Genomic DNA, 18,424 nt, shown 5'->3' on the forward strand with positions numbered 1-18,424 from the left:
ACATGCTCCGCGGGTAGGACTCGAACCTACAACCAAACGATTAACAGTCGTTTGCTCTACCATTGAGCTACCGCGGAAAACAACGTATTTATAGCAGAAAAATATACATTTTTCAAACGATTCTAGTATCCCTTCAACTTCTTTACTGATTCATGGTGTCTAATCTTCTCTAATGACTTGGCTTCAATCTGTCTTATCCTCTCTCTTGTTACGCCAAACTTATTACCCACCTCTTCTAAAGTATGAGTTACTCCATCATCTAATCCAAACCTCATTGCTAATATCTTTTGCTCCCTAAAGTTTAAATCAACCAATATTTCTTGTAGCCTTTCTCTTAAAAGACTTCTTCCGGCATCAATTAATGGCGAGGTTGCTTTATTATCCTTAACAAAATCGGCCAGGATACTACTATCTGCATCATCACTTACTGGTGCCTCAAGAGATGCGGTTCTCTGAAAAATCTTTGTAATATGGATTACTTTTTCTATACTAAGACCCATTTCTGCTGCTACCTCTTCGGATGAGGGCTCTCTTCCAAGATTTTGCAATAGGTCTCTTCTTATCTTGCTGTACTTGGAAATGGTTTCAATCATATGAACCGGAATACGAATAGTGCGAGCCTGGTCAGCTAAGGCCCTGTTTATGGCTTGTCTTATCCACCAAGTTGCATAGGTTGAAAACTTATACCCCCTTCTCCAATCAAATTTCTCTACCGCCCTAAATAGTCCCAAGTTTCCTTCTTGAATTAAATCTAAAAGAGTGAGATTGCTTGATTTTCCAATGTATTTTTTTGCAATCGAAACAACTAGTCTCAAATTGGCTTGTATTAACTTAGATGTAGCTTTGGGGTCACCAGCTTCAATACCTCTAGCTAATTCCTTTTCTTCATCAGCAGTCAAAAACGAAGTTCTGGATATCTCCTTTAAATACATTTGAATCGGATCAACTTTTAGTTTTAAATCGTCCTTATTCGCCTTTAATTTATCAGTTTCTGTTTCAAGAAAACTCTTCTTCTCCTTAATGATTACGCCTAAATTCTGAAGTTCGTCATAAAAAGCCTCTAATCCATCAATATCATCTTCAATATTGGGAAAGAAATATAATATCTCGGTCATAGTAATAAATCCTCTTTGTTTTCCCTTCTTAAAAAGAACCTCTTTACTTTCTTCTGTAAAGACTTTTTTCTTCTTTTTTTTCTTAGCAACAGAAGCCTTCTTCTTCAAGGCCTCTGTTTTTTTAGTCTTTGGGGAAGCTTCTTTTTTTGGGGCTGTTTTTTTGACTTCTTTTTTTACCATATTATTATCTTAAAATTTAGATATTTCCCTGAAGACCTTGAAGTTCCTGACATAACAAATTGAACTCATTACTAAGTTCTTGGGCTCTTACATGATTGTCTTTTTCTTCAGCTCCCTTGATTTCCTTTGAAATATCATTAAGTTTCTTTTTCAAGGCTAGCATTCTTATCTCTCTTAAGCAATTATTTAACTCCTCTTTTGGCTCAATAGTTGAATCATCAATTTCTGCTTTCATAGAAAGATAGTCTATTTTTTCTTTTATTGCAGGCGGTATTTCCTCTTCAAGAGGTTTATCAAAAAGATCCATAATTTCTTGCGATTCCTTGGAAAAAAAATCCCTATCTTCTTTAGATATATTCTTGAAATTACCCGGTATCTTTAATCCGATAATTAAAGATCTTTCTTCTAAAAGATTTTTTCTTGGCGTTTTCTTGTCCTCTTTACTATCTATTATATTTTTTGAACCTATTCTTTCAACAGAATTCTTGTTTAGCTCCTTTAATATTGCATCTTTATCAATAGATAATCCTCTTGATAATTCTTGAACCCAGTGATCTTTTTCAATGTCATTTGATATTTTCGCAATTACCGGGAGCAATGCCTTGGCTATTTCCTTTTTACCTTCCGGAGTCTTATCATCAGATCTTGAAAAAGCATTTTGGAAATAGAATTCATTTATTGAAATTGGATCGCTAATTGCCTTTATCCAAAGATTCGGATCCTTCAAGACGATGTCGGCCGGATCAAGCCCCTCGGGCATATTTGCCACTTTAATGTTAAACCCTTTCGCTTGAGCCAAGTCTATTCCCCTCTTAGTAGCTGAGTCGCCAGCCATATCCATATCAAAAGCAGTAATTAGATTATTAGAATATCTTCTTAAGGCTTCTAATTGATATGAAGTCAAAGCAGTTCCCGAAGTTGATACTACATTCTCTAAGCCAGCTTGATGGGACATTATAACATCGGTGTATCCTTCAACTAAAATACAGGCGTCTTTTTTTCTTATCTCTATACGAGCACTGGTTAACCCATAAAGAGCCTTACTCTTGTCATATAGCATGGTGCTGGGAGTATTGAGGTACTTAGCCTCTTTCTTTTCGTCGCTTGATTCAAATATGCGACCCCCGAATCCAATAGGATAGGAATTAAGGTCAAGTATAGGGAAAATTATTCTTCTTCTAAATCGATCGTAATATTTAGATGCTCCGTCTTTTCTAATTGCTAACCCAGCTCTCTCTACTTCTTCAGCTCTATATCCCTTTTTCTCTAAAAATGAAAGCAATTCTTCCCAACTATCAGGAGCATAGCCAATCCTCCACTTTTCAATACTTTCTTTTGTTATTCCCCTTTCATTTAAGTAACTGACTACTCTTTTCCCTACAACCCCTTCTAGTTGTTTTTGAAAAAACTGATTTGCAAGCTCAGATATTTCATACAACCTTTCCCTTTCGGTGCGTAATTTTGGATCTTGCCTTTTTAATTCAACCCCTGCTTTCCTGGCTAATATACGGAGCGCGTCACCAAACTCTACTCCCTCTATCTTCATGATAAACTTAAAAATATCCCCTCCTTCTCCGCAACCTCCAAAACAGTGCCAGATTTGTCGTGCTGGACTAATAAAAAATGATGGGGTTTTTTCCGAGTGAAATGGGCAAAGAGCTCTGTAATTAGCACCAGATTTTTCTAGCTTAACGTACTCTCTTACAACCTCGAGAATATCAAGCCTGTTCTTGATTTCATCTATTGGGGAATTCATTATAATATGGTATGCTTAATTTCCTTTATTATAATGAATTTTTCGTTTTTTTTCAAATGAAGTCATGAAAAACGTTTCACTTAAATCTATAACGAAAATAATTTTAACTTCTAAGAAATTAAAGATACTCTTTGTGGCTAGTGAGGCCGCACCTTTCGCTAAGGCGGGTGGTTTGGGTGATGTTGTCAATTCTCTCTCTTCAGCATTAAAAGAACTTGGACAAGACGCTCGAATAATGATCCCCTATTACGGGACAATTGATCGAGTGAAATATAAAATAACTGAAGAAATTAAAAAACTAAAGGTCCCTACTGAACAACCAGAAATTAAATATCCCATAGTTAAAATTCTTTAACTTTTTTATTATATAATTCCATTATTATCTTACTATTCTCTCCGACCATACCATTTCCTATTTTTCGGTCATCAATTCCAACCACTGGAAGAATATCCTTGTTGGTAGCAGTCAGAAAGGCTTCTTCGGCAAATTTTAATTCATCAATAGATATGTCTCTTTCTTCTACCTCATAGTCATTCTTTAATAAATCGATTACAAAATTCCTCGTAGTTCCGAATAAGACACCATCTTTGGCCGTAATAATTTTATTATCCTTATAGATAAAAAAATTACTGGTGGAGCTCTCTAAGACTTTACCGTTAGAAAAATAAAGAAGATCAAAAAATTTATTATCCATACTAATCTTATTACTTATTGGAAAAATATAATTTGTAGTCTTAGACTTAGGAAGATCTCTTTGATGATCTATAGACATTAATCTGACTCCTTCCTGATAAAGCTTTTTATCTAATGGCACAATTTCCTTGTTGATGATAAAGAAATTGGGCTTATCTGAGTCAAATCCTATTCCCCCTATCGCCTCTCCCCCGGTAAGAACCATTCTAATCTCTCGATTACCTCCCCCGTTCTTGAATAACAACTCTTTTATTATTGATAATGTTTCTTCTTTTGAAAAAGGTATTTTAAGACCCATAGATGTAGCAGAATTAGTGAATCTATCGAAGTGCTGATCGTAAAGAAATGGCTTTTCATTATAGGTCCTTAAAACTTCAAAAATTCCATAACCCCGAAGAATTCCAATATCAAGAATGCTAACCTTAGCATCTTTTATGGGAATTATTTCTCCGTTTAAAAAACAATATTCGTTCATTTTATTAATCAGTTGTCAATTTCTCTTCTTGAGGAAATGTCTTGTTTTTAATAATAAGGATTAATGTTGCTGATATTAATCCTAGAATAGAGACCAATATAAACACTGTTTTAAAACCAAGAAATGTTGCTATTATACCGCCGAAAGCAGCTGCAAAGCCTAAAGCAAACCCTAGGCCGGTACTTTGAACACTCCAAGAGAAAGCTTCCCATCCCTTATTTATATGTCTGGTAAATATTCCATGCCAGGCAGGAACGACACAAGCCATTGCAATACCTCGAAAAAACTCTAAAGCAAATATGTGCCAAACATGAGTGGCCATAAAGTAGCCCAAGGGAATAAGAGATGAGACATAAAGTCCATATACTAAAAAGTTAAAGTCGTCCTCCTCTCCCTTTATCATATCTAAAAGATTGGCTAAAAATGGTTGTATTGTAGACTTAGTTATCCAGTATGTCGCCGCTATAAAGCCGACCATCTCTATTGATCCCCCTTCTATGTTACCGACTATAAATATTGCAAAAATGGGAGCCACCAACCCCCATCCTGAATGCAGAAAAAAATCGGCGGTTGTTAGTTTTACTATTACTTTATTTAATCTTTTCATTATTTTTCAGAAACAACTTTATTGAGTTCCATTAAAAATTCGTCGATATTTAGGCCATGAACTTCGGCTGCTTCTTCTATGCTTTCCGGTTCTGCCATCGGGCAACTAACACAACCTAGATTATACCTAATAAATACTTTTACTGTTTTCGGGTATTTCCTTATTACTTCCCCTATTTTCATTTCTTTTTTTATCTCCATGATTTTATATTTTATATAAATTATCTGAACTTATTAATTCTTTTATAAAAGAAATAATTTTATTGGGATCTAAATTTTTAACAAATTTACCTTTTCTAAAAAAAGATGCTTTTCCGTTTTCTATTCCAACGAAAGCAAGATCAGCCTCTTTTGCTTCCCCTAATCCATTAACAATACATCCCATAACTGCAATCTTAATTGGCTCTTTCTCAAATTCATCCGAATTATCTTCTAAGAATTTCGCTATTTGTTCTACTGGTATTTTTGTTCTGCTACAAGTAGGACAACTTATAATACTAAGCCCTTTTTCTCTTAATTTTAAACTTTTCAATATATCCCAACCCACTTTTACCTCTTCTTCTGGGTCACCACTCAATGAAACGCGTACTGTATCGCCTAATCCACTCATAAGAAGACCTCCTATACCTAATGTTGATTTAACAATACCGGCTCTAGCTCTCCCCGCTTCAGTTATACCAATGTGAAAGGGCCAATCCCCCTTTTCTGCTAAAAGTTGATGAGATTTTATAGTTGTTAAAACATCTGTTGATTTGATGGAAATAATTATGTCTTTAAAATTACAATCCTCTAAAAGCTTTATGGAACGAAGGGCAGATTCTACTAATCCCTCTGGAGTCACTTTATCTTTATATTTATGGAGTATGTCTCTCTGTAGTGATCCTCCGTTTATACCAACTCTTATTGCTATTTTATTTTTTTTTGCTGATTTGGCTATAGCCATCACTTTTTCCTTGTCTCCGATGTTACCTGGATTGATTCTTATCTCATCAGCACCATTCTTTATCGACTCTAAGGCTAATTGCCAATCAAAATGTATGTCTGCTACCAAAGGCATATCTATTCCCTTTTTAATCTCCTTTAAAGCTAGCGCCGATTCTTTATCAGGAACAGATACTCTTATAATTTCACACCCCGCTTTTTGTAGCCTCTTTATTTGGTCAATTGTGGCTTTAACGTCTTTTGTGTCAGTATTAGTCATTGACTGAACCAGTATGGGATTCTTGCCTCCAACCTTTAAGCCTCCCACTCTAACTGCTCTTGATTTTCTTCTAATTATATTTGGCTTCATTAAGTTATGGATTTAATTTTTTCAATTACATCTTCAATGACCCATTCTGGGGTTGATGTTCCGCTAATAATTGCTACTTTATTAGCACCAGAAAACCAGTTCCCGTCAATTTCATAAGATCCTTCAACACCATAAACCGGCCTCCCCTCGTCTTCTACAATCTTCACTAATCCCTGTGTATTAGCGCTTCTACGAGAACCAATGACTATGGTTAAATCAGCCTCTTTTGAAATAGCTCTCACCTCATTCTGTCTTTCCATAACTGAATTGCAAAAAGTATCACAAACTTTTACTGATTTAAATTTTTCTTTTAACTCCTTAATTAATTCTGATATCTCCTTTTTGTCTTGAGTTGTCTGTATTACTATTCCTATCGAAGAATCTAAAGGAAGGTGTTTAGTTTCATTAATATCTCTAATAATTAATCCTTTATGATTTATAACTCCATTAATAGCTTCAACTTCTGCGTGTCCCTTATCACCAATAATAACAACGTTATAGCCATCTTTATGAAGCAATCTAGCAAAGTTTTGAGCTTTTTTAACAAGGGGGCAAGTGGCATCAATTATTTCTACACCTTTTTCTTTTAGTCTTTCTAAGACATGGTCTCCTTCTCCATGTGCCCTTATAATAACGATTCCCTCCTTTGCTTCATCTACTGAAGAAATAAATTCTATCCCCTGTGAAGAAAGCTTCTCTATTACATTTTCGTTATGAACTAAATGCCCCAACATTTGACAAGAAGAGCCTTTTTTTCTTTCAAGAGTGTTTAAACTTATAGTATAAGCCCGCTTAACTCCGAAGCAAAAACCAATATTCTTTGCAATTATTAACTTCATTTTATTTTAATTTAAAATTTGTTCCATAAAAAACAGGATGTAATGTCCTGTTTTAAAGATACTATAAACTAACCCAAAATACAAACATAAATTAAGAACAAAGATAGTTAACTTTTTTCACCTTATATACAGTGTCCGCATCAGTAGCTATCACCACCTCATCCCCTTCTTTCTTCCCTATTAGAGCTTTTCCGATAGGTGATTCCTTTGAAATCTTACCTGAAAATGGATCTGCCTCAATTGTATCAACGATAACAAACTGATCCTCTTTACCTTTATTTTCTACAAAAACCGTTGCTCCAACATCAACAGTTTTCTTTTTCTTTAATAAGGATGGTTTAATTAAATTTACATTTTTAATAATTTGATCTAATTCCATAATTCTAACCTCTAAAAATGCGAGATCTTCTTGAAAATGAACATAGTCTAGATTTAGTTCTTCAGAATGCATAGGTTCGGGAATACTATCTTGATCACTAACCTTAGCTTGCTTCATCTTTTTTAAAGCATAATATTCCTTTTCTATTTTTTCCAGCCCTTCCTTGGTAAGATAAAATTTTCTTTCCATATTATTAAAAGTTGAAACCTCTTTTTTAGGGAGGTTAGAAAACTTTCTTATTTTTATACACTTCCTTTGAACCTTTTTTCTATTCTCCCTTATGATTTTTATTGTTTGCAAAAAAACAAACAATAGTCTTAATGACTTGCCCTTTTTCTGTGAAAGCAACAATATATTTTTTAAATTCTTCTATCATATAGATATGATTCTATCTTTTATACATTAATTGTCAAGACTATTAAAGCAACAAATCAAGTAATATTGTTGCAACAATAAAATAAATTACCAGAGCCGAAATGTCTGCTACAATAGTACCAAAAGGACCGGATCCAAGAGCAGGGTCTTTCCCTTTCGAAAAAAGAACCCATACAATAACGATGGTGACTAAAATAGTAAATCCGGTTATTATGAAAAGTGATACTGCTAATATTAATCCGGTCAGAAGCGTCCCAGCCATCAGAAAAGACACCAAAAACATAAGTGACGATAAAACTATCCCCATTAATAACCCCACCTTGATTTCCCTTCTAAAATAATCTTTTTGAGAAATGCGACCAATTGCAAGACTTCTCACATAAAGAGTTTGAGTTTGTGCACTTAAAGCTCCTGCCATATAAAGTATTAATGGAATAAATGCTGTTAAAATAAAGTGTTCACTTAAAGGCTCTTTAAAGAATGTGGTAATTATGGCTGCTACCATTCCCCCGAAAAGACCTACTGTCAACCACGGCAATCTCATTTTAGCCAGCTCCCTAGGAGAAGCCTTTTCAATTTTAGTAGAAAAGCCGTCTGCCTCGCGAATACCGACGGATAATAACATATCCTCAACATGCTCATTATGTAAAATATCTAAAATTGTATCGGATGGAACAACCCCCAATAAGTCACCTTTCTTATCTACGACTGGTATTGCTTTAAGATTGTGCTTAATGGCTAAAATAGCAACCTTTTCTTGATCTGAATATGGCTTAATGCTAACCACATCTGTTTTCATAAAAGTCTCAACAACTGACTTATCTGGTCTTTTGAAAACTTCTTGAATTGAAAATACTCCTACTAATTTTCCCTTATCGGTAACATAAACATAATTAAAAGTCTCTAATTCAGAGGCTTTTTTGAAAATCATATTCTTTACTTCTAGAACCGTGTTTTTTATCCCGCAAACTGGCACATTGGGAACCATTTTTTTTCCAGCACTTTCAGGAGGGTATTTTTTCTTGAAAAATTTAATCATATATTTTCTTTATTATATCAGAATGAAAATAAAATAAACAGGAGACATGTCTCCTGTTTATTATTAGGGGGGCAAGCCAAATGAATTTAATCAAAACAAGCTTTTACAGGAAAGGACCTTCCCTAGGGTACCCATTGATTTCTTTCATTAAGCCCACTGTCCTTAGAAGACTTTGCTTCGCACCCCCAAAACAATGTTAGCGAAGGACTATTTTTTGTCAACTATTTTTTGGCTACAATAAAAAAATTAGATAATGACGTGTCTTTTTTTGAAACCGCATTATAATCCCGGGGGACTTTACTTATTAATTTTTTAGCGTATTCTTCTTTCATATATGAAGGAAAAAGAAATAATAAAAGAAATAATTATAAGTGGAGCAAATGATCTAAAAGGGCTTGAAAAGGCAAAAAGAAAAATAATGAAAAAGTATAAGAGCCTTGCCCCAAGTAACGTAAAGCTGCTTCAAAAATATCATAGAATGACCTCAAAAGAAAGAGAGGCCTTGTTTTTATCTTGCAATATGACCTTTTCTGCTAAACGAGATATGGAAATAAAAAACATCCTTAAAACTCGGCCGGTGAGATCGCTGTCTGGAATTGTTAATGTATCAATTCTAACTAAGCCCTATCCATGTCCCGGTGAATGTATTTATTGTCCAGAAGAAAAAGGCATTCCCAAAAGCTACTTAAGCAATGAGCCGAAAGAATATTAAAAAGATTATTCCCTGCTATGTTCGAATACAGCGCTTAATGAGGGATATTCCCGCCCAAAGCATTGAGGCCGGATCTAAAATATCAAATCTTGGACAAATAATTACTCAAGAATCACTCCAAGAAGAATGGAAATGCAATTGCATAAGATGTCGAGAAATAAAAGAAGATTATAATCCCAAAGAAAAATTAACTATATTTAGAAAAGATTATCTAGCTTCTGGTGGAACTGAAATATTTCTAAGCTTTGAGGATCAAAAAAATAAGAATATTTATAGTCTATTAAGGCTAAGGATTAATGACAAAGATCCAGATATTAATGCTCTAAAAAATGTAGCTATAATCAGAGAGATTCATACTTATGGACAACAAGTTAGCATAAAAAATGATGGAAATAATTCTCCTCAACATAAGGGACTTGGCAAAGCTTTGATAAATAAAGCTGAAGAAATTGCTCACAGTGAATTTGGTAAAAAAAAGATAGCGGTTATCTCCGCAACTGGAACAAGAAATTATTATAGAAAACTAGGATATAGGCTAAAGGATACTTATATGATTAAAACTATATCAGCTTCTTAATAAGATATATTGGAACAGTTATTATCAACGCTATAATTCCAAAAAAAACTCCGACAATCAAACTTGTTGTAAGATATTCATTGATAAAAATATCAACCTGCTCAATAAATAGATTAAAATTAATCAAAAGACTTAGAACCACTGCAATAGCTATTAAGCCAACTAATGAATTTTTTAAATCTTGGCGTGAAGGAATAAGGCAGATCAGCACAGAAACTGTGAGATAAAGAAAGAGCCAAAACTTCCACGAACCCCAATGATTAATAATAAAAAAAAGAGACGAGCGGATTAGCTCAATAAAATCTTTATATAAAGACCCGGAAAAAAGGATTGTTTCTGGGAAATTAAAATCAAAAATATTTAATAAAAGAAAAAGGAAAGCAATTCCACCTATTACAGGAAACATTCCGATAATCGGCATTCCGATTACAGGTATCTTTGGCTTTCTATGCCTAACGTACCCCCCTTTTGATGAAAAGAACTTAACCTCTTCTATTTTTGACCCGGTCAAAAAACAGCCCAAAACATGGGATAGCTCATGAATAATAATTCCAGGGAACATAAGAATCTGGAACGTTTTCCCTGAAAATATTTTAGTCCAAAGACTAGTTAATACAAAACTAGTCAAAACAAGGATCGTGATCCAGAAAATCATCCCAACAAAAAAACTGACCGTGTTCATCATTATTTTAATCCTTTTTTAATTTCTTCAAACTCTTGCGCAAACTGTATTAAGTACCTTACTCCAGTTCCCGTCGCCCCCTTTGCCATTCCTTGATTTTCAATAGAAGTCATTGTAGTAGCAATGTCTAGATGAATCCAAGGATGGCCATCGATAAAATTCTTTAAAAACATGGCCGCAAGAATTGCCCCTCCGACACCTTTATTAGATCCAGTATTCGCAACATCACCAAAAGAACTAGCTATTTCTTCCTGATATTCATCCCAACATGGCAATGGCCAAACAATATCTCCAGATTTATCCCCTATCTTTCTAAAGTCGCTCTCCATTTCATCCTTATTAGTAAACATAGCTATTGCTCTGTTTCCAAGGGCAATAACTGAAGCGCCTGTCAAAGTAGCAACATCAATAATTAATTCTGGCTTATACTTCTTTACGGCAAAAGAAAGAGCATCAGCCAAAATAATTCTACCCTCTGCGTCAGTATTTTTAACTTCAATTATTTTTCCATTATATGCCCGTAAAAGATCGCCTGGTCGGTAGGAATTACCGGACGACATATTTTCAACAGCGGGAATGAAACACATAATATTAATAGGCAAATTAAGAAGCGCGATAGCTCTAATTGCTGCCAATACTGATGCTCCACCAGACATATCCATATGCATACCAAGCATTGAGTCCCCTGTTTTAATATTCAGCCCTCCGCTATCAAAGGTTAATCCCTTACCAATAAAAGCTAAATCAATCTTCTTATCCTTCTTCTTGCCTAAATATTCAACTAATATCATTTTTGGTTCTTCAGCACTGCCTTGAGAAACTCCCAATATTCCACCCATCTTAAGTTCTTTGATTTTCTTCAAATTAAAGACTTCGGTCCTTAAATTCTTTAACTTACTTAATTCTTTCACTGCTACAGTCGCTAGTAGTGAGGGAGTCATCTCTCCGCCAGGAGTATTAGACAAGTCTCTGGCAAAATTAAGTGATTCTCCAATAACGGTTCCCCTTTTAATTCCCTTTTGAGCTTCTAGTAATCGTGATGTAATAATTTCAATGTTATTTATAGTAAAGCCGGATTCTTTCTTATACTTGCTAAAATCATACTCGGCTAATAATATATTTTCAACTATCTGACTAAAAATATCTTCTTGGGGAAGAAGGCTATCAAGAAATATAGAAGCGTTAAGTATTTTATTATCTTTAATTATTCGAACTGATTTCCTTATAGCTAACAAGAATTCTTTAACTTTCCAATTCTTCCTATCTCCAATATTTAAAAACAAAAAAGATCCTTGGTCATAAAAGGCTATTCTAAATTCTCCACTATCTAACTTTAAGTAAAGATCACTAAATAATGATATCTTTTTATCTAACTCTTTATTTCCTGACGAAATAGTTTCTCCGGAAAAAAAGGGAAAAACTAAGATTTTTTCTTTAGTTACAGATAAATTAGTTGATGCTAAGAGTTTTATTTTCATTTTCTTTTAGTTTTAACATTTTTTGATATAGCTCTTCTACCATCTTCTCTTTTTTTTCTTCAGTAAAAGGTTGCTTACGAATCTGACTTTTTTTAATTCTAATATGTTTCTTTATTCCTTTTGGTATTTTTTTCTTCATATTTTTATAATTATATTTTCTCTTTATTACCGCAATTTACTAGTCCTGCTCCATAACAAAAAGTATGCCATACATCCTTTAAATTTAATAGCCCTGACAGAATATATGAGCCAGTTCCCATTGATCAACTATGGCCTATTTCCTATGCTCTTTTTGGAAGACTAGGATGTCCAAAGAGGAAAGACTCTTATTGCTCCCTTGCGATGAATAATAATACCACTGACTTCCCAAAAAGTGATAACCGCTAATTCAAAGTCTATAAATAAATGACGGCGTTGTTTTATACCTTCGGAAGTTACCTCTAGCACCATGTAGTCGCATCCGGCATTAACTGCTTTGCGTAATATCTTCTGAATTGCCATTCTACCGGGCATCGTCATTTTAAGAAGATTGGGTCTGCTTTTTCCAGCAATTTCAAACTTTAAAGAAGAAAGCAGTCCAACTTTAAAGCCAGCCCCTTTAAGTGCCATGGCGGTAAGCTCAGCAGTCGTTGATTTACCATTTGTTCCAGTAATACCAATTACTTTTATTTTCTTTGAAGGGAATCTATAAATCAAAGCGCCCAAGAATGGCATTGCCATATGATACCAGTCAATTATAAAAGATGGCACTATTTTTTTGAAATGGTTATATCTCATTATTTACCAATTATTTTTAAAACCTTCTTTATCTTATCTTCAGCATTGAGCTTATCCCCTTTAATCTTAGACAAGGACTCCGTTATTTCTTTCTTTGAGAAACCAAGCTTAGAAAGTGCTTTAATAACTTCTTCATCCTCCTTGGATGTTTTTTTTGCAACTGCCTTGGTCTGGCGCGAAAGCTCAAAAATTATTGCTTCGGCTTTCTTTTTTCCTAGAATAAAGAGTTCATTTAAAACTTTTTCATTTTCTAGCTCTAGAGATTCTCTTAGTTTGTCCAAGGGAGCTAGCGAAGATGCTTCAAGGGCAGCTTTTGGTCCTATACCCGAAACTTTCATTAGAGCCTCAAAAAGCTCCAACTCTGACAAGGAAAGAAAGGCATAAATCTCCCAAGGATCTTTTTTTGTATTTAGATAACAAAAAACAGAAAGACCTTCCCTTGTTTCCTCAATTGTTTCCATTTTTTTAGAAGACAAAAATATCTTATAACCAACTCCGTTAACATTTAAGATCAGAAACCTATCTTCTTTTAATATAATCTTTCCAGATAAATATGATATCATATTAGTATAATAGCATTTTTTCTTTGTTTTTCAATTTTAATGTTGCAAAAAAACATTTTCTCTGCTATTCTCGAGAAAGAAAATAACTAGTTAAATATGCCCATCAAAAAATCAGCCAAGAAAGCTATTCGTCAAGATGTCAAGAAAAAAGCCAAGAATGTGGCTAGAAAAATTGAAATGAAAGCAGTTGTAAAAGAAATTAGACTGCTTGCAAATCAAGACAAGAAAGACGATGCAAAAAAACTCCTATCTAGAGCTTACAAAGCTATTGATAAAGCCGCTAAAATTGGCTTAATTAAAAGCAATAGTGCATCTAGAAAGAAATCAAGGATCACAAAATCACTAACTAAATAGCTAGCCAATTTCGGCGATAAGAAGATCCAAAGCTATTTCAGGAGTCATTTTCCCGGTTTTTATATCAATATCTACCCTTAATATTCTGCGATATATTTTTTTTAGATCACTTTCCGAAAAAATCATAATTTGATCGAGGATTTTCTGAAAAACATAAGGGTGTATAGAAAGTTCTTTGGCTCCGGACATATCTTTTCTGCTCATTTTGGCTAATACCAGATTACGAAACTGAAAATTAATCATTGAAAGAAGGTAGTAAACCGAATCCCCTTTTTCTAAGTGTTTATAGGTTAGCTTGAAAGCATCCGATGTTTTTTGTTTTGAAATGTATTCGACCACCTTAAATATATCCCCTTCGACCTTACTAGTCACTAGAAGATTTACGTCTTTAATTTCAATAACTTCATTATTTTTATATAAGACCAATTTATCTATTTCATTAGAAAGCTCCCAGAGGTCATTCCCCACAAAGTTAATTAATTGATTCAATGCTTGGCCATCTATCGATCCCCCATTATTTGATATTCTTTTTCGAATCCAATCCTTTAAGTTATTTTGTTCTAGCTTTTGATACTTTTTAATTTCAGTTCCATCTTCTAAAAAATTAGCAAGTTTTTTACTGTTAACCTCCTGCTCTTCAATAATTATTATCAGATTATCAGATTTAGAAAAAAACCTGAGAATCGTATTAGATAAATCTTGTTTAGATGATAATAGTCCATTCGCAACAATAATCTTTCTTTTTTCAAAAAGAGAACTCTGAGATGCAATATTTTTGATATCATCTTCGCTAGGCAAAGAATCAATAAAAACAACCTCTGCCCTTGAGCCAAAAGTATTTTTATAATAATCAATTGATAAGGCTAGCTGATCCCTTATTTGGAAAGAATCGTCACCGTGAATTATAAGTATCATAATAATTTCTATTTTTGACAAACAGGACAAAACCTTACAGAGCGACTTCCAAATTTCTCTCTCTTAATCTTCCCCCCGTCCTTTCGGAAACAATTAAGGCCCTCTCGCTGATAAACTTTATGAAAATTCTGATAACCGCCCTTTGTCCCATCTATTAAGCGGTAATCACTCATACTATCACCCTTCAATTCAATAGCAAGATTTAGTATCTTTTCCATTGAATTAAAAATTCTTTTCATTTCCACTCTACTTAACTCCTTAGATTTTTTAAAAGGACTTATTTTTGAATCCCAAAGAATTTCATCGGAATATATATTACCTATTCCGGATATTGTTGGCTGATCCATTAACACGGCCTTAATAGATCCTCCCCTTTTAGATAAAATTTGACTTAAGTCTTCAAAATTAATTTCTAAAGCATCTGGGCCTAATATTTTTTTGAGGTGCGCTTCAAGCTTATCCTTAGTCCAAAATTCTATCTTTGCAAACTTACGAGGATCAGACATTGCTATCATTTCACCATTATCAAGAAAGAGGATAAAATGGATATAAGAATTTATTTTTTCCAATAATGGCTCTTTTGAAGGAACCCATTTTTCTTTTTCCTTTTTCCATTTACCAAGAAGAAGATGTCCAGATATTTTTTGATGAATTAAAATATTCTTTCCATTTAATAAGGATATTATTATATTCTTTCCTCTTCTTTCAATCCCTTCAATAGCACTCCCCTTAATAGTGTCTATATCTCCATCAAAAAAGAATGCTACCCTCTTGGGAACATCGGTCCAAAAATCAATTATTCTACGCCCAATTATCTTTTGGGCCAATTCATCTACCGTTGTTTTAACTTCAGGAAGCTCAGGCATTATGTTACAAAAAAACCGCACCAATCCGTCTTCAATACAGCCAAAAAAACGATTGGTGCGAAAATGATAATTACTCTTTTTCTCCTAATATTTTTTGAACTTTTTCAATTATTTCTCCTGGAGTAAAGTGCGCCTTAATCAAGAAATCGACTGCTCCTAATTTTAGCCCTCTCTCTACATCATCTCTCTGTCCTAGGTTTGATAGAATAACAACTGGAACATTAACAAGGTCTGAATCTTCTTTTATTTTTGCCAAAACCTCAAATCCATCAATTCCTGGAAGTATCAGGTCAAGTAATATTATATCTGGCTTATTTTCTTTAGCTTTCTTGACTCCATCCTCTCCATCAACACCTTCATAGACATCATATCCCTCACGAGAAAGCTTTTGAGTTATAAGCTCTCTAAGAAATTTATCGTCTTCAACTACTAATATTTTTATAGCCATATTTTTCTATTATTAAAGCCCGGTTATAATTTCCGTCCTTTAATTTAATTTATTTACCAATTTGTTTTGTAACTTTATCTAAAACTTCTTGTGGATCAAAGTCAGTCTTTATTAACCAATCTCTTGCGCCAAGCTTTTGAGCCAAATCAAGCTCTACCGGTTGTCCGGAGTTAGATATTATTATAATGGGTATCTTGGAAAAGCTCCTATCTTTCTGAAGCTCTTTCATAACCTCAAATCCTCCCATTCTCGGCATTATGATGTCTAAAAGTATAAGATCGGGAATTTCCTTCCTTACTTCCTCTATTCCGTCAACTCCATCCTTAGCAATAGTAACCTCATATCCCTCTTGCGTTAGTTTTTTTTGAAGGAGATTCAGTAATATTTCTTCGTCCTCTATTATTAATATTTTTTTTGCCATAATTTTAATTGATTAATTCGCAGAGCGTTCATTTCTTGCTCTAAGATATTCTACAACTTTTTAAGAAAATCATCAAACTCTTCTTGGCTCCTGACTGGCAAAGAGAAATAAAAAGTACTTCCCACCCCCTCTTCAGACTCGAACCAAACTCGCCCCTTATGGGCTTCTACTATATTTTTACATATAAAGAGCCCTAGTCCTGAGCCCTCAGTTTCCATTTTAATAATATTTTTTGCTCTAAAGAATTTTGTGAAAACCCTTCCGTGCTGATCCTTGGGTATGCCCACTCCACTATCTTTTACTGAAACTTCTATTTCGTCTTTTTCTTTATTATAAGAAATATTTAATTCCATGACTCCTCCCTGATTGGTGTATTTCATTGCGTTTTCTATGAAATTCTGAATAACTAAAGTTATCTTTCCTACATCGGTAGCAATTTTCGGGGTTTTCTTTTTCGGAATATTTATATTAAATTTTATGCCTCGCCTTTTAATTTCTGTTTTATAACTCTCTATTAATGGTACTGCAATGTCTTCAATATGAGATAATTCTAATTGATATAAGTACCGCCCTTCCTCTATTCTTGTTACATTCAAAAGATCATTAATAAGACTAATCATTCTTTCATTTGACGAATAAGTCTTTTCTACTAATCCTTTTTGATCTTCATTTAGTTCCCCAAGATCACCATCCAGCAGTATCCTCATGGTCCATTTTATGGCCGATAATGGCGTTCTTAGCTGATGAGCTGCAATAGAAACAAATTCACTTTTCATTGCTTCAATCATTTTTTCCCTTGTAATATCATGAACAACCACAAGAGATCCTATTTTTTCATCCTCATTAATAATAGATACTTCTGAAATATCCAAGGTTAAATTATCTTTATTAACTAGTTCTGCTCTAAATTGGTCTGTTGATCCATTTCCATTCTGAAACAAAGAACTTTCCGATAATGATTCTATCAATGGCAACATGTTTTTACTATCCTTTAGTTCATTAAGAGACTTATTTATTACCTCTTCGGAAGAAATGTAGAAAAATTTTTCAATCTTTGGATTTATTAATCTCACTACATTGTCTCTATCAAAAACCATAAGGCCGTCGGTAAAATTAGTAATGATGGCCATAGTTTTATTCTTCTCCTCTTCTGCCTTTTTCCAAGCATCTTCAACATCTTCAAGTATATTCAATAATGCTAATCTTGATTCTGTGACTTCAACATTCTTTATCTCAAGCTCTTTGGTCTTCTCGCTAACCCTTTCTTCCAGTTTTTTTTGAAACTCTTTTGTTTCGCTAATATCGGTTATGACAAGAAAGTATCCTAAAAAATTATCATTGTTATCGCGACGAGCCAAGGTCGATACACTGACCGGTACTTTTTCATTATTCTTTTTTAGAAGAACAAACTCCTTTTGAATTGAATCTTTTTGAACAGGCATTTCCTCTTTCAATTCTTGAACCTTTGATTTTTCCAAAAACAAAAAATCAATGCTATTACCAATTGATTCCATTTCATCATATCCCGTAAGTGTCTGAAATGACTGATTAACTCCTAAAATAAGATTTAAGGGATTAACAGTACAAAAAGCCAAAGGCAAAAACATAGTAAGATCATCAACATACCTTTGAAGATCGTCCAAGTCTTCTTTTATTCTTTCCAGGTTCTTTTTTAATAAATTGTTTTCTTCGGTCATTCCTATTTATCCCAAGTTAATAAATACTCATGATACGGATCGCCCTTGTACACACATTTCGTTTCGGTAACCTTAACATTCTTAGAGCCTATTGCAAGCTAAACAATTTGTGAAAAATATCCCGCCTAATAAATACACATTATCGGATGAAATTTATAATCTTTGGCCCTAATAACTGCTTCTCT

At 33.8% G+C, this 18,424-nt stretch carries 23 protein-coding genes and 1 tRNA gene; 4 read left to right on the forward strand and 20 right to left on the reverse strand.

Features of this window, described 5'->3' with window-relative positions; genetic code table 11:
* Positions 1–5: 5 nt before the first annotated feature.
* From KY054_01195 to dnaG, 3 genes are all read right to left on the reverse strand, one after another.
* Positions 6–77, reverse strand: a tRNA-Asn gene (locus KY054_01195).
* A 45-nt stretch (positions 78–122) separates the two neighbouring features.
* The gene (locus KY054_01200) at positions 123–1,295 is read right to left on the reverse strand and encodes a sigma-70 family RNA polymerase sigma factor (protein ID MBZ1356376.1); all 1,173 of its coding nucleotides are present in this window, start codon (positions 1,293–1,295) and stop codon (positions 123–125) included.
* Between the two features lie 16 nt (positions 1,296–1,311).
* Complete coding sequence (gene dnaG / locus KY054_01205; protein MBZ1356377.1) at positions 1,312–3,051, reverse strand: DNA primase; 1,740 nt, start codon at positions 3,049–3,051, stop codon at positions 1,312–1,314.
* A gap of 64 nt (positions 3,052–3,115) precedes the next feature.
* Here dnaG and KY054_01210 point away from each other — a divergent pair, with 64 nt between their 5' ends.
* Positions 3,116–3,406 (forward strand): glycogen/starch synthase, encoded by a 291-nt coding sequence (locus KY054_01210; protein MBZ1356378.1) that lies wholly within the window; start codon positions 3,116–3,118, stop codon positions 3,404–3,406.
* On the opposite strand, the gene KY054_01215 is transcribed toward KY054_01210, so the two are convergent.
* From KY054_01215 to KY054_01245, 7 genes are all read right to left on the reverse strand, one after another.
* Positions 3,393–4,220, reverse strand: coding sequence for an aminotransferase class IV (locus KY054_01215; GenBank protein ID MBZ1356379.1), 828 nt, complete (start codon positions 4,218–4,220; stop codon positions 3,393–3,395). The two genes, KY054_01210 and KY054_01215, sit on opposite strands and share 14 nt — an antisense overlap.
* A 4-nt stretch (positions 4,221–4,224) precedes the next feature.
* Complete coding sequence (locus tag KY054_01220; GenBank protein MBZ1356380.1) at positions 4,225–4,827, reverse strand: MFS transporter; 603 nt, start codon at positions 4,825–4,827, stop codon at positions 4,225–4,227.
* Positions 4,827–5,027, reverse strand: a complete 201-nt coding sequence (locus tag KY054_01225) for a DUF1858 domain-containing protein (GenBank protein MBZ1356381.1) — start codon at positions 5,025–5,027, stop codon at positions 4,827–4,829. Before KY054_01225 ends, KY054_01220 begins: the two co-directional genes overlap by 1 nt.
* Positions 5,028–5,031: 4 nt before the next feature.
* A complete protein-coding gene (ispG, locus tag KY054_01230; GenBank protein MBZ1356382.1) occupies positions 5,032–6,102 on the reverse strand; it encodes a flavodoxin-dependent (E)-4-hydroxy-3-methylbut-2-enyl-diphosphate synthase in 1,071 nt (356 codons plus the stop codon).
* Positions 6,103–6,116: 14 nt separating this feature from the next.
* Positions 6,117–6,956, reverse strand: a complete 840-nt coding sequence (gene ispH / locus KY054_01235) for a 4-hydroxy-3-methylbut-2-enyl diphosphate reductase (GenBank protein MBZ1356383.1) — start codon at positions 6,954–6,956, stop codon at positions 6,117–6,119.
* Positions 6,957–7,047: 91 nt separating this feature from the next.
* Positions 7,048–7,524, reverse strand: coding sequence for a GreA/GreB family elongation factor (locus tag KY054_01240; protein ID MBZ1356384.1), 477 nt, complete (start codon positions 7,522–7,524; stop codon positions 7,048–7,050).
* A 229-nt stretch (positions 7,525–7,753) separates the two neighbouring features.
* The gene (locus KY054_01245) at positions 7,754–8,749 is read right to left on the reverse strand and encodes a magnesium transporter (GenBank protein MBZ1356385.1); all 996 of its coding nucleotides are present in this window, start codon (positions 8,747–8,749) and stop codon (positions 7,754–7,756) included.
* 334 nt (positions 8,750–9,083) lie between these two features.
* On the opposite strand from KY054_01245, the gene KY054_01250 reads away from it, so the two are divergent.
* Together KY054_01250 and KY054_01255 are read left to right on the forward strand one after the other, a co-directional pair.
* Positions 9,084–9,461, forward strand: a complete 378-nt coding sequence (locus KY054_01250; protein MBZ1356386.1) for a hypothetical protein — start codon at positions 9,084–9,086, stop codon at positions 9,459–9,461.
* Positions 9,462–9,498: 37 nt separating this feature from the next.
* A complete protein-coding gene (locus tag KY054_01255) occupies positions 9,499–10,038 on the forward strand; it encodes a GNAT family N-acetyltransferase (protein MBZ1356387.1) in 540 nt (179 codons plus the stop codon).
* On the opposite strand, the gene KY054_01260 is transcribed toward KY054_01255, so the two are convergent.
* The 5 genes from KY054_01260 to ruvA form a co-directional block, all read right to left on the reverse strand.
* On the reverse strand, positions 10,022–10,720 hold the full coding sequence (locus tag KY054_01260) for a M50 family metallopeptidase (protein ID MBZ1356388.1): 699 nt from the start codon (positions 10,718–10,720) through the stop codon (positions 10,022–10,024). The two genes, KY054_01255 and KY054_01260, sit on opposite strands and share 17 nt — an antisense overlap.
* Before the next feature lie 2 nt (positions 10,721–10,722).
* A complete protein-coding gene (locus KY054_01265) occupies positions 10,723–12,198 on the reverse strand; it encodes a leucyl aminopeptidase (GenBank protein ID MBZ1356389.1) in 1,476 nt (491 codons plus the stop codon).
* A complete protein-coding gene (locus KY054_01270) occupies positions 12,170–12,337 on the reverse strand; it encodes a hypothetical protein (GenBank protein MBZ1356390.1) in 168 nt (55 codons plus the stop codon). Before KY054_01270 ends, KY054_01265 begins: the two co-directional genes overlap by 29 nt.
* A gap of 161 nt (positions 12,338–12,498) precedes the next feature.
* Positions 12,499–12,975 (reverse strand): hypothetical protein, encoded by a 477-nt coding sequence (locus KY054_01275; protein MBZ1356391.1) that lies wholly within the window; start codon positions 12,973–12,975, stop codon positions 12,499–12,501.
* A complete protein-coding gene (gene ruvA / locus KY054_01280) occupies positions 12,975–13,538 on the reverse strand; it encodes a Holliday junction branch migration protein RuvA (GenBank protein MBZ1356392.1) in 564 nt (187 codons plus the stop codon). The genes KY054_01275 and ruvA overlap by 1 nt, the downstream gene beginning before the upstream one ends.
* A 96-nt stretch (positions 13,539–13,634) precedes the next feature.
* Here ruvA and rpsT point away from each other — a divergent pair, with 96 nt between their 5' ends.
* Positions 13,635–13,892 carry a 30S ribosomal protein S20 gene (gene rpsT / locus KY054_01285; GenBank protein MBZ1356393.1) on the forward strand — a complete coding sequence of 86 codons (258 nt, stop codon included), beginning with the start codon at positions 13,635–13,637 and terminating at the stop codon, positions 13,890–13,892.
* On the opposite strand, the gene holA is transcribed toward rpsT, so the two are convergent.
* From holA to KY054_01310, 5 genes are all read right to left on the reverse strand, one after another.
* Positions 13,893–14,807, reverse strand: a complete 915-nt coding sequence (holA, locus tag KY054_01290; GenBank protein MBZ1356394.1) for a DNA polymerase III subunit delta — start codon at positions 14,805–14,807, stop codon at positions 13,893–13,895.
* Between the two features lie 8 nt (positions 14,808–14,815).
* Complete coding sequence (mutM, locus tag KY054_01295) at positions 14,816–15,673, reverse strand: DNA-formamidopyrimidine glycosylase (protein MBZ1356395.1); 858 nt, start codon at positions 15,671–15,673, stop codon at positions 14,816–14,818.
* Between the two features lie 70 nt (positions 15,674–15,743).
* A complete protein-coding gene (locus KY054_01300; GenBank protein ID MBZ1356396.1) occupies positions 15,744–16,121 on the reverse strand; it encodes a response regulator in 378 nt (125 codons plus the stop codon).
* A gap of 49 nt (positions 16,122–16,170) precedes the next feature.
* A complete protein-coding gene (locus KY054_01305) occupies positions 16,171–16,542 on the reverse strand; it encodes a response regulator (GenBank protein ID MBZ1356397.1) in 372 nt (123 codons plus the stop codon).
* A 50-nt stretch (positions 16,543–16,592) separates the two neighbouring features.
* Positions 16,593–18,239 (reverse strand): PAS domain S-box protein, encoded by a 1,647-nt coding sequence (locus KY054_01310; GenBank protein MBZ1356398.1) that lies wholly within the window; start codon positions 18,237–18,239, stop codon positions 16,593–16,595.
* Between the last annotated feature and the right edge of the window lie 185 nt (positions 18,240–18,424).

Source organism: Candidatus Nealsonbacteria bacterium (assembly GCA_019923605.1).
Lineage (GTDB): Bacteria > Patescibacteriota > Minisyncoccia > Minisyncoccales > CSSED10-335 > JAHXGM01.